Source organism: Gordonia araii NBRC 100433 (assembly GCF_000241265.1).
GTDB classification, from domain to species: domain Bacteria; phylum Actinomycetota; class Actinomycetes; order Mycobacteriales; family Mycobacteriaceae; genus Gordonia; species Gordonia araii.
The window spans coordinates 97,531-109,605 of sequence record NZ_BAEE01000013.1 but is presented as its reverse complement, the minus strand read 5'-3'; the positions used below and the strand labels follow the sequence as shown (position 1 = coordinate 109,605).

Below are 12,075 nucleotides of genomic sequence, written 5' to 3'. Positions count from 1 at the left end.
GGTATCGGGCACGCGCCCGACTAAGTGCGGTTGTTTGTGCCCAGCATGTGGTCACAAACAACCGCACAATCGCCACAGCACGGTTCTTGACGCTGACCGATGTAAAAGACACACTGTCTTTATGACTGGAAGTGTGTCGCCCGCGGTGGCCGCCGCGATCACCGGAGCCCAGAACTGGGACGATGTTCGGGCCCGCTATCCGCAGCACGTCGATGCGATGGCCGAGGGGCTGCTCGTCGGCGATCCGCTCGCCGACGCCGTGATCGGCGAGCTGTTCGCCGGGTCGGGGCACAAGTGGAACGACATCGTCGCCGCGCTGGACGATCCGTCGCTCGTCGACCCGGCTCTCCTCGCACGGGCGCCGGCGTTCCGGGCCTTCCTGGAACGGGCGAGCACGCCGCCGCCGTGGTTCGACCCGGCATTGGCCCGAGCGGGCGCCGACGCGTGGTGGCGCTTCGGGTCGCTGCAGTCGAGCACGCTGTACCAGTCGCTGATCTACGGCTATCAGGCCCGTGGTTTCACTCGCCCGCTCGCCGCGACCGGGCGCTTGACCGAGGGCACGTGGGATCGCGTGCAGGCCACCGCGCGGTGGGTCACGCTCGCCACCGCGCCCGGCCTGATGGACGTCGGCGCCGGAGGCTGGGTGGAGACGCTGCGCATCCGCCTCGTCCACGCGATGGTCCGCCACCACCTGCGCGCCACCGACGAGTGGGACGACACCGTGTGGGGCGTGCCGATCAACCAGACCTATTCGCAGCTCACCATCACCGCCGGGTTCCTCGCCCTGCCGTTGCGCATCGCCAAGGACTTCGGCATCCACTACTCCCGCGCCGACCTCGAGGCGATCACACACCTGTGGCGCTGGGTCGGCTGGGTGATGGGAGTGGAGGAAGAGCTCCTCCCCACCAGCTACGACGACGCCCTGCGCACGTGGCGGATCTCCCAGGAGTTCCAGATGCAGCCGCACGACGACGCCAAGACGCTGGTGCGCGCGTTGCTCAACGACGGCTATCGCGCCGACCTCGGCCTGCCCGGTCGGCTCAACGACGCGGTCCACGCCGTGGCCCGCCCCTTCCTTCGCCCCCTGTTCGCCGCCGTCTCCACCCGCTGGGTTGACGCCGACATCGCCGAGGCCATGGGCCTGCGCCCCACGCCGCTGCATCACGTCGTGGACCTGGCCCGGCCCGTCGTGCGGTCGCGCGAACTCGCACGCGCCATCGGGTTGCTGGGCTCGGAACGCACCATCGCCCAGCGCGAGCTGCGCCTGGTGACCTGGCGCCTCGGCATCGACCTGGCCGATCCCAAAATCGTCGGCGCCCGCTACCGCGCCGCCGACGAGAACCGAATGGACCCCGTCGCATGAGCCGATTCGAACTGAGACGAACCCTCGATTGCACACCCGAGGTCGCTTGGCGCCTGGTCACCGATCCCGAGCAGATGCGCCGGTGGTCCACCGCCCGTGTCGACCTGCTCGACGCCGGACCGGGCGAGCGCCCCGACACCGCCGGAGCCCTGAGGGTCATCACCCTGCCCGACGGGAAGCGCAAGCTGCGCGAGGTGGTCGAGCATGCGGCCCCGTCGCGGGAGTTCCGCTACCGCGTCTACGACGGCGGTCCGTTGCTGCTGAGTCACCAAGGCGTGCAAACGTTCACCCCGACGATCGACGGACGGACCGAACTCGCCTGGCAGGTGTCGATGCGTCTCGTCGCACCCCCGCTGTCGGCGGTGCTGTGCCGGGTGATTCGCAAGCAAGTCGGCGAATCGCTGGACCTGCTGGCCGACATCGCCCCCGGAGCGGAATTCGACGATCCCCTGCCGACGACCAGCCCACTGGCCAAGGACTTCGCCCCCGGTACGCCCGAATTCGACCAACTGCTCGCCGACGCGGGGTCGTCGCTGACGGTCCAGCGCGCCCTTGCCGACGAACTCGCGGCCGCCGGCGACCCGAAGCAATGGTTCGCGCGGGTCTACCAGTACGTCACCGAGGAGATGATCGCGGCCGCCACCGGGGAGTCCCCGCTCGGACTCGATCATCCCGACTGGGTTCTGGCGCTCATCCCCGCCTTCCACGACTACTACGAACGGAACCTCACGGCGTACCGCGCCGGGTCCGACGTGGAACCGGCCTGGGTCAAGGCGTGGTCGACCGCGGAGTCGCAGGATCCGAAGCGTCCGCACGTACCGGTGATGAAGGGCCTGCTCTACGGGGTCTCGGCGCATATCGACGCCGATCTCCCGAGGGCCCTCGCCGAGGTGCACCGCACGCACTACCCGGAGCGCGATCTGCGCGAGTTCCGGCCGGACTACCTGCGCCTTGCCCCGGTGTTCACCGCGGCCTCCGACCGGCTCCTCGCCGATCTCCCGCGCAGCCACAAGCCGTGGTGGACGCCGCTGGCGTCGCGAATCCATCCCCAGTTCCGCGATTCGATGCTCGGCCGCGTCGGCTACGACGTCGGCCGCCACCGGGTGAAGACGTTCGCCAAGGCAGTCGAGGCGACACGGGAGTCCACGCACGCCGACGCCGGCACGGTGCCGACTCTGCGGCAGGCTCAGTAGCCGTACGTGTTCTTGGGTGCGGCGATCTCGCGGACACTGACGACATCGAGCTGCGGCACGCGCCGGCGTTGCTCCGACGCGCTGCCGTCGACGACGGTCCCGACCGCCCGCCACCACGTCCCCGCGGCTCGCTGCCCCAACGCGGTGGCACCCCGACCGGTCACCTCGACCCGGTAGGTGCGGGCGTCGGCGGCGCAGCAGATGATCACCACCTGCGCCAGCTCGGCACGGCCGTCGCGGGACAGCAGGTAGCCGTCGACGGAGACCTGGCGCCCGGTCAGTCCACCGCCGTCCGGCTGCGTCGCGCGCTGAACCACCTCGTGCACCGACAGTCGCGCCACCTCCCCGGGCGGCAGCGGCGGAAACACCACCGACTCGGCGGCCGCGACATTCGCGGTCGTCCCCGTGCTCGTCGGAACCAGGGCAGGCGGCACGAGGAAGAACACCACGAGCACCGGAGCGCAGAGCAACCAGAGCACGCGCCCCGAGCCGTGACCGTGGCCGTGCGCCTCCTCGCGCGGGCCGCCGGCGCGAATGTCGCCGACGATCGCGACCACCGCCAACGCCACCAGCACCGCGGCCGAGATCAGCAGGTACGGAGTCATCGACGGTTTCACATATCGTTCGAAGGTGCCGTCGAGCACCGTCTTGGCGACGGTCAGGCCCAGGCAGAGCAGCGCGAGGTTCTGCACTTCGCGGTTCACGTCAACGCCACCCGAGAACGAGCGCGCCGACGACGGTTCCGATCGCGACGGCCACGATGAACGTCGCGGTGGAGAACCGGGCGGCGAAGCGGGTGCCGAACGCCCCCGCCTGCATCGCGATGAGTTTGAGGTCGACGGCCGGACCGACGACGAGGAAGACCAGCCGCGGCACCAGCGGCAGCATCGAAAGACTGGCGGCGACGAAGGCGTCGGCCTCCGAGCACACCGCCAGCACGACGGCGAGCACAGCCATCAGCAGGATCCCGATCAGGATCTGCCCGGCGAGCTTCTCGAACATCCACGCCGGCACGACGATGTGCAGGACGGCGACGGCCAGGGCACCCAATGCCAGATAGGCGGCGGATTCCAGAAAGTCGTGACGCATCGACTCGGCGAAGCGCCCCCAGCCGCGCTGTTCGGCGCCGGTCGCGTCGTCGGCGCGGGCCGCCCGTCGCGCGATGATCGTCGGATCGCCGTAGCGGGCCCACAGCCCACCCATGACGATCGCGGTCAACAGCGACGCCGTGAACCGGGCGACGACCATTTTCGGCTCGCCGGGAAAGGCGACGGCGGTGGATACGAGGACCACCGGGTTGATCGCGGGCGCCGAGAGCAGGAAGGCGAGTGCCGCCGCCTGAGGCACGCCGCGGTCTATCAGCCGTGCCGCCACCGGGACCGACGCGCACTCGCAACCGGGCAGCACGGCGCCCGCGAGGCCGCCGACGCCGATCGCCGCCCCGGTTCTCTTGGGTAGTATCCGAGCGACCATTGCCGGGGTCACCCAGGTCGCGATCGCCCCGCTTACCAGAGTGCCGAGCACGAGAAACGGGACCGCCTGGAGGAAGACGCCCGCGAATACGGTTGCCCCGGTCGCGATGTCCGCGTTGCCGTTGAGTCGAGCGTTGAACGGGATCGCTATCAGAACGCCGAGCACCATGACGGCGGAGAACAGGAGCGTGCCGCGGCTCGTCTTCCGGGCACCGGCCACCCCGCCTTGTTGGTAACCATTTTCGTTAATGGCCGATTGTGTGTACCTTGACAACCGTGTCGACCGCCTTCCCGTTCACCGCGATCGTAGGGCACCGCGAGTTCAAGCAGGCACTGTTGCTATGCGCCATCGACCCCGGCCTCGGCGGGGTCCTCGCCATGGGCGACCGCGGCACCGCCAAGTCGACACTCGTCCGGTCCCTGGCCGACCTGCTGCGCATCGCCGGCATCCCGGCACCCGTCGTCGACCTCCCGCTCGGCGCGACGGAGGATCGCGTCGTGGGGTCGCTTGACGTCGACGCCGCCCTGGCCCGCGGCGCCGCCGAGTTCCGTCCCGGGCTCCTCGCCGAAGCCAATGACGGGTTCCTCTACATCGACGAGGTGAACCTGCTCGACGACTTCCTCGTCGACCTGCTCCTCGACGTGTCCGCCAGCGGCACCAACATCGTCGAGCGCGACGGCCTGAGCCATAGCCATCCGGCGCGCTTCGTCCTCGTCGGCTCGGGCAATCCGGAGGAGGGCGCGCTGCGTCCGCAGTTGGAGGATCGGTTCGGCCTGTCGACTCGGGTGACGACCATCGCCGACGTCGCGGCCCGCACCGAGATCGTCCGGCGACGACTGGATTTCGATGCCGATCCGGTCGGGTTCGCCACCCGCTTCGCCGAGTCGCAACGCGCCCTGGCGCAGCGGATCGCCAGTGCCAGGGATCGCGTCGACGACACCGTGGTGCACGACGACGTTCTTACCCGGGCGGTACAGCTGTGCGCCGAGGCGGAGGTGGTCGGCCACCGAGGCGAGGTAGTCCTCGTCCGTGCCGCGCGCGCACTCGCCGCGTTGCGCGCGGCCGGCGCGGAGTCCGGCAGCCGCCCCGCCACGGTCGCCGATGAGCACCTGCGTGACATCGCCGGCCTCGTCCTGTGTCATCGCACCAGGCGAGACGCCGCCGACAACCCGCAGCGCACAATCGCCCGCGTCCGCAACGCGGTCACCGCGGTCCTCGGCTCGCCGACCGCGGCCTAGCAATGTCGCTGCGGCAAGCACCACTGCCCTGGGATCGACCGCCGGAATCGCTGCTCAGCGCCCGGGAGGCACGGCTCTGCCGCGCTTGGCGCCGGGGAGCCAGGTTCGGACTGCTCCTCGTCGGCGACGCCTGGTCGCGCGAACGGCTGCTGGAGCATCTGCGCCCGGCCGATTCCTCCCGGATGACTCCGGCGACGACTGCCGCGGATCTCCCTGGGCGCGGCGGGTCGAGCGCGGTCGTGATCGCAGCGGCCGACCTGATCGACGACGAGGTCGCCGCGCTCGTCGACGACTCCCGAATTCTCGCGTCGGCGCCCGACATCGAGTCGGTGCCCGCGGCGCTGGCCGCCCGGCTCACCGTCGTCATCGGACTCGGCGCGAGACCGGCGCTGCGATGCCGTCGCCCACCGCTGGCCGTCGATCCGGTCGACGACGCAGTAGGCCTGCTGGCGCACAACGGCATCGACTCACACCTCCTCGACATCGGCGCTGCGCGGTGCCTGCGAGCGCTTGGCACGTCCCCTCTGGAGGCCCGGGCGATCGTCTCGCGCTACATCGTCGAACCGCGCCTGCGCCCACTCGCACCCGCCGCCGCGATTCCCCCGGAACCCGAACCCGGCACGACCGACGGCGCCGAGTCCGCGGCCGGACCGTCGGGAGGCGACGGGATCGGCGAGCTGGATCCCGACGTCGCCGAAAGCGGTGCGGCGCCTGTCGGCATGGTCGCGGCCGGGACTCCCGAGATGCCGCCGTGGGCGACGCTTTCCGTCGCCCGCCGTTATGCCGCCAGGCGATACCCGGGACGCCGCGGCGTCTTCGCCGTCTCTAGACGCGGGCGGCTTCGCCGGGTCGTCGGCTACGGCCCCGCGCTCGGGCTCGACGTCCCGCAGACGCTGCGGGCGGCAGCACTCGCGGGACGGGTCGACGCCGACGCGCTGCGCAGCGCGATCCGGGTGCGCCGGTCCGGGCGATTCACCGTGGTGATCCTCGACCGGTCGGACTCGATGAGCGGGGTCCGCGCCCGCGAGGCTGCGGGCATGGTCGCGGCGGCACTCGACGAGGCGAAGTGCGCGCGGTCGAGAATCGCGGTGATCGTCGCCCGCGGGGCCCGGGCCGAACTCGCCGTCGAACCCACCACCGATCTCCTCGCCGTCCATGCCACTCTCGGCCACACGACAGCGGGCGGCGGGACACCGCTCGCCTCTGCGTTCCTGCTCACCGCCGGGCTCGTCGGAGATCTGCCGCGGCACGCGGTACGCGTTCTGGTCTTGTCCGACGGCGGGGCGAATGTCGCGCTCCCCGAAGTCGCCGAGCCGGTCGGGGTGCGCACCTCCCCGGTCGAGCAGGCCGGCGCCGCGCTGCGGTTACTCGTCGGACTGACCGACCAGGTTCTCGTCGTGCCCTCGTCGGCCGCCGGCATCCGGATCCGCGACGGCGACCTCGACTGGATGCGCGACGCCGGCGCCGTCGTCCGCCCGGCCGGGCCACGCTGACGTCGCTCCCCGCCCATCGCACGACTCACACCAGGAGGACCACATGGACGACTTCTACGAGGCGAACGCGGAGTGGTACGGCGCGTTGACCGCGGCATGGCAGGAGCCGACCAACGCCGCCGTTCGAAGCCTGGTCGGCTGGATCGACGGCGGGACCGCGGTCGATATCGGTTCGGGCGTCGGCTATTGCCTTCCCGTCTTGCGGGAGTTGGGCGCCGAGCGGCTCTACGCCGTCGAGCCGTCCCGGGCGATGCGCACCGGGCTCGTCGCCACCGTCGCGCGAGATCCCGACCTCCTGGCTCGCACGACCGTCGTCGGGGCCGCCGTCCCCGAGGCTCTCGACCGGCTGCCGGGAGAATGGAATGCCGTGGTCATGCTGAACGCGATCGGCCACCTCACCGATGACGGGCGCACCCGGTTGTGGACGGCGCTGGACGAGCGGCTCGCTCCGCGGGGACGATTCGTCGTCGCACTACAACCGCCCGAATCCGCGACGACGATCCCGTGGACGGACTTCGGCACCGTGGCCATCGGCGACGACCGCATCAGGACCCGCGGACGCGCCGAGCCGCTCGATCGACACCGCGTCGAATGGACGATGGAGTGGACGCTGCAGGACCGCGACGGTCGCGAACGGGAACAGCGCACCGCCGTCCACGTCTGGCGCGCGTTGAGCGTCACCGACCTTGCCGACGAGGCCGAGGCGCACGGGATGGCCCGACTCGAAACGGCCGGCGACGGCATGTTCGTCGGGTTCGGGCGCTTGGGTTGAGCAGCCAGTCCTGCCGGTCTTAATGAAAACCGTTATCATTAAGGGATGACAGCCCCCGAAGCAGCCCGTATCCCCGTCACCGTCCTGTCCGGATTCCTCGGCGCAGGCAAGACCACCGTGCTCAACCACATCCTCGCCAACCGCGGTGGTCTGCGCGTCGCCGTCATCGTCAACGACATGAGCGAGGTGAACATCGACGCGCAACTGGTAGACGGCCCGCTCGCCGTCGGCGACGCGCATCTCGACCGCACCGAGGAGAAACTCGTCGAGCTGACCAACGGATGCATCTGCTGCACGTTGCGCGAGGACCTCGTCGAAGCCGTCGCGCGCCTGGCAGCCGAAGGACGCTTCGACCACATCGTCATCGAGTCGACCGGGATCTCCGAGCCTATGCCGGTGGCCGCGACCTTCGACTGGGAATTCGACGACGGGTTCTCGCTCTCGTCGGTGACCCGCCTCGACACGATGGTCACCGTCGTCGACGCCGCGACGTTCCTGCCCGAACTCACCAGGGGCGAGCGCCTGGCCGAACGCGATCTGGAGGCCGCGGCGGGCGACACCCGCAACATTTCCGATCTCCTGGTCGACCAGGTGGAGTTCGCCGACGTTATCCTGCTGACCAAGACCGACCTCGTCAGCGAAGCCGCGGCCGGCGCGGCGGAGGCGACGATCAACCGGCTGAACCCCCACGCTGACCTCATCCGGGTGGTCAAAGGCGACATCGACCTCGACAAGGTGCTCGCCACCGGGCAGTACGACGTCACCGCGGCTCGCCAACTCGCCGGGTGGGCGGAGGAGATGGCCGGCGGTCACACCCCGGAAACGGAGGAATACGGCATCGGCAGCACCGTGTTCCGCGCCGATCGCCCGTTCCATCCGCAACGGCTGAGCATCGCACTGGAGCAGTTGCGGGGAATTCTGCGCAGCAAGGGATTCTGCTGGGTGGCGACGCGCCCCGAGATAGCGGCGATCTGGTCCCAGGCCGGGCCCAACCTGTTCATCGAGGCGGCGGCGCCGTGGTCCAACACCGACGAGCGTCCCGGCCAGGAGATCGTGTTCATCGGTGTGCACCTCGACCGAAGCCAGCCGCAGCGCGTGCTGTCGGCCGCGCTGCTCACCGACGAGGAGTACGCCGCCGGGCCGTCGGCGTGGTCGAGCTACCCGGATCCGCTGCCGGAATGGGCCGTCCCGCACGTCCACGCCTAGCGCGGGCACGGTCGGCACCAATCGGTGGTCGAGTGCCCACGAGGCGCTAGCCGAGTGGGCGTATCGAGACCCAACGCAAGATCAATGGGCACGGTCGGCGGAAAACTGGGCACAGTCGGCAAGAATCTGGGCACGGTCGGCGCACCAATCGGTGGTCGAGTGCCCACGAGGCGCTAGCCGAGTGGGCGTATCGAGACCCAACGCAAGATCAAAGAGGCACGGTCGGCGGAAATGTGGGCACGGTCGGCACGGTCGGCGAAAATGTGGGCACGGTCGGCGAAAATGTGGGCACGGTCGGCGGAAATGTGGGCACGGTCGGCGGGATAGCGGGCAGACTCGTGGCGACACCTACTTTGGAGGCTCCATGTTGCGCGACCACGCCCACCACACGGTGTTCACCGACGGCTTCTACAAGGACGAGGGACGCGACTTCGCCGTGCGGCTCCTCCTCGGCTACTGCTTCTCCGGAGGCGCCGACGCCGGCGAGGTGCTCGCCACCATCGCCGAATGTCGCGACGGCCACGACCGCGAGTGGTCGAACGCGTGGCTCGAGCTGGGCCGTCGACTCGTCGCCGACGCCGATGCCAGCGCCGCGAACGGCCACCGGGTCAGTGCCGCCTCGGCCTACCTGCGGGCGGCGAACTACCTGTCGCAGGCCTTCGACGGTCTCGACGGCGTCGCCGAGCGCCTGCCGGTCTTCGCCGAGCACCGCGCCGCATGGGAGAAATTCGTCGACAACGGCGACTTCACCGCACAGCGCTTGGCGATCCCGTACGAGGACACGACGCTGCCCGGCTGGTTCCTCGCACCGGCCCACGACTGGTCCGGGGCAACCCTTGTCACGATCAACGGCAGCGACGGCTCGGTGTCGGCGATGTGGTCGGCCGCCGCTTTCGGCGCGCTGCGGCGCGGCCTCGCCGTCGTCCTGTTCGACGGACCCGGGCAGCAGTCGATGCTGTTCGAGCGCGGCGTCGGCTTCCGCCCCGATTGGGAAGCGGTGCTGACCCCCGTCACGGATCATGTGCTCACGCTGCCCGGCGTCGACCCGGCTCGCCTCGCGCTGTACGGGATCAGCCAGGCCGGCTACTGGGTGCCCAGGTCACTGGCCTTCGAGCACCGCTACGCCGCGGCGGTCGCCGATCCCGGGGTCGTCGACGTGCAATCGTCGTGGCTCGCACCGATGCCGAAGCACCTGCACGACCTGCTCGCCGCGGGGAACGCCAAGGCGTTCAACCGCGACTTGGGCCTGGGACTGAAAGCCTCACCCGAGACACGGCGCATCTGGGATTGGCGGGCGCGACCGTATCGGCAGTCGGATTCCGAAGCGACCTACTTCGACACCTTGCAGGCGGTCGGCGAGTACACCATCGGACCGGAGATCGCCGCGCAGATCAGTACGCCACTGCTGATCACCGATCCCGAGGACGAACAGTTCTGGCCGGGCCAGTCCGACGAGCTGGCGGCGCGCTGCGCGGACGGCATCGCCACGATTGCGCGTTTCAGCGCGTCGCAGGGCGCGAACTTCCATTGCCAGCCGCTGGCGCGCGCGTTGACCGACGAGCGGATGTTCGACTGGCTCGACGAGAAGCTAGCGGGGTAGCGGCAGAACCCGTCAGCCGACCTCGCCGAGCACGGCCAGCGCCTCCCGATTGCTGGCGAACACGCGGTCGTCGGGCTCGATGAGCCCGAAGTGCTTGGCGTGTTCGAGCTGGCGTTCACGCACCCGGCTGTAGCTCAGCGTGATGTCGCGTTCGGTCAGCCATTCGCGCAAGCCCTCGAAGGCCTCGGCGGCGGTCACGTCGATATCGGTGACCGCCTCGGCGTCGAGCACGACGTGGCGCACCCGGTCGTCGGCCCCGCCTTCCGGTCCGGCTTGCTCGTCGGCGCTGCCGGCCCCGGTCACGGCGTCCTTGATCGCCTGGACGACGACGTTGGCGTTCGCGAAGAACAGCGGCGCGGCGATCCGGATGAGCAGGACACCGGGGGCGGTCAGCCCGGTCGATGACTTGGTCAGCCGGTGAACCGGCTCCAGCGGCGCATCGGCCCCTTGGGCGTCTCGGGCGTCGGCCGGTTCGGCGAGGACGTCCACCGCGGGCTTCGACGCGTGCCGAATCACGTTGATCATCGCGAGGACTGCGGCGACCAGGATGCCCGGAATGGATCCGACCAGCAGCGTGACCAGGAAGCAGACTGCCGCGACGCCGAATTCGTAGCGATCCAGCTTCCACAGCCGGGCGAATTCGCGCGGCTTGAGCAACGGGACGACCGCGACGGCCACGATCGCCCCGATCGCCGGGTTCGGGATGTTCTCCAGCAGTCCGGTGCCGAAGAGCAACAGGAGCACGGTGACCCCGGCGACGACCAGCGACGGCAGCTGGGTGCGCGACCCGGCCTGGTCCATCGCCGCCGTGCGCGACGTCGACGACCCCGCCGAGAGGCCGCCGGTGAAGCCGGCCGCGACATTGGCCGCGCCAAAGGCGATGAGGTCCCGGTCCGGGTCGTCGGGATAGCGGTTCTTCTCCGCGTAGGAGCGGGCGACCAGCAATCCCTCTGCCGTGGTGACCGCGGCGAGGGCCAAGGCCGACGGTGCGAGAGACAGCCATTCGGCGACGCTCAGATGAGGAATGGTGATCGACGGCAGCCCGGCGTCGACCTTGCCGAGGGTCTTGACCTGCTCGGCGGTGAAGTGGGCCAGCGTCACCCAGATCGTCCCGCCGATCAGCACGAACAGCGGCCACGGCACCTTCGGCAGGAACTTGCGCGGAATGACCAGCAGGGCGAGCGATGCGACGGCGATGATCACCGACCACACTTTGACCTCGTCGAGGTGGGTCAGCAGATGCCCCAGCTTGGCGAGGAACTCCTCACCCTCCAGATGGATGCCCAGCATCTTCGCGACCTGCGACAGGAGAATGTCGAGGGCGAGGCCGGCGACGAACCCGATGAGGATCGGCTCGGAAAGGAAGTTCGCGAGAAACCCGAGTTTGAAGAAGCCCAAAGCCAGCAGGATGACTCCGCAGATGATCGCCTGCGCGAAGACCATGAACAGGTACTTCTCGGAGTCGCCCGCGGCGACCAGACCGCCGACCGATGACGCGACGAGCGCCGCGGCGGCCGCATCCGGAGAGACGACGACCTGCCGCGACGAGACGATCAGCGCGTAGACGATGCACGGCAGGATCAACGCGTACAGACCGTTGACCGGGTTGACGCCGGCGATCGTCGCGTAGCCGATGTTGAGCGGTACGGCGATGGCGACGAGCGTGACGCCGGCCATCAGCTCGCCCGCGACGTTGCCCTTGGTCAGTCCCGGTAACAGGCTCATGCGCCGAATGTA

General features: G+C 69.8%; 10 protein-coding genes. 7 read left to right on the top strand and 3 right to left on the bottom strand.

The annotated features are described in order from the left end of the window. The first annotated feature begins 121 nt into the window (after positions 1-121). Complete coding sequence (locus GOARA_RS02595) at positions 122-1,363, top strand: oxygenase MpaB family protein (protein ID WP_040521472.1); 1,242 nt, start codon at positions 122-124, stop codon at positions 1,361-1,363. Beyond that, on the top strand, positions 1,360-2,556 hold the full coding sequence (locus GOARA_RS02590) for an SRPBCC family protein (RefSeq protein WP_007320728.1): 1,197 nt from the start codon (positions 1,360-1,362) through the stop codon (positions 2,554-2,556). The genes GOARA_RS02595 and GOARA_RS02590 overlap by 4 nt, the downstream gene beginning before the upstream one ends. Here the strand turns inward: GOARA_RS02590 and GOARA_RS02585 are convergent. Continuing rightward, on the bottom strand, positions 2,550-3,260 hold the full coding sequence (locus tag GOARA_RS02585; protein ID WP_007320727.1) for a TIGR03943 family putative permease subunit: 711 nt from the start codon (positions 3,258-3,260) through the stop codon (positions 2,550-2,552). The genes GOARA_RS02590 and GOARA_RS02585 overlap by 7 nt on opposite strands. A 1-nt stretch (position 3,261) precedes the next feature. Further along, on the bottom strand, positions 3,262-4,248 hold the full coding sequence (locus GOARA_RS02580) for a permease (RefSeq protein ID WP_007320726.1): 987 nt from the start codon (positions 4,246-4,248) through the stop codon (positions 3,262-3,264). A gap of 56 nt (positions 4,249-4,304) precedes the next feature. On the opposite strand from GOARA_RS02580, the gene GOARA_RS02575 reads away from it, so the two are divergent. From GOARA_RS02575 to GOARA_RS02550, 5 genes are all read left to right on the top strand, one after another. Further along, positions 4,305-5,267, top strand: a complete 963-nt coding sequence (locus GOARA_RS02575) for a magnesium chelatase ATPase subunit I (protein WP_007320725.1) — start codon at positions 4,305-4,307, stop codon at positions 5,265-5,267. A gap of 2 nt (positions 5,268-5,269) precedes the next feature. Continuing rightward, positions 5,270-6,760: a vWA domain-containing protein gene (locus tag GOARA_RS18775; protein ID WP_007320724.1), complete on the top strand. Its 1,491-nt coding sequence runs from the start codon at positions 5,270-5,272 to the stop codon at positions 6,758-6,760. A gap of 43 nt (positions 6,761-6,803) precedes the next feature. Continuing rightward, positions 6,804-7,532: a class I SAM-dependent methyltransferase gene (locus GOARA_RS02560; RefSeq protein ID WP_007320723.1), complete on the top strand. Its 729-nt coding sequence runs from the start codon at positions 6,804-6,806 to the stop codon at positions 7,530-7,532. A 45-nt stretch (positions 7,533-7,577) separates the two neighbouring features. Next, positions 7,578-8,738: a GTP-binding protein gene (locus GOARA_RS02555; protein WP_007320722.1), complete on the top strand. Its 1,161-nt coding sequence runs from the start codon at positions 7,578-7,580 to the stop codon at positions 8,736-8,738. A 364-nt stretch (positions 8,739-9,102) separates the two neighbouring features. After that, on the top strand, positions 9,103-10,338 hold the full coding sequence (locus GOARA_RS02550) for an alpha/beta hydrolase family protein (protein ID WP_007320721.1): 1,236 nt from the start codon (positions 9,103-9,105) through the stop codon (positions 10,336-10,338). Between the two features lie 12 nt (positions 10,339-10,350). Here GOARA_RS02550 and GOARA_RS02545 read toward each other — a convergent pair whose 3' ends face one another. Then, positions 10,351-12,063, bottom strand: coding sequence for a SulP family inorganic anion transporter (locus GOARA_RS02545; protein ID WP_007320720.1), 1,713 nt, complete (start codon positions 12,061-12,063; stop codon positions 10,351-10,353). Positions 12,064-12,075: the final 12 nt, after the last annotated feature.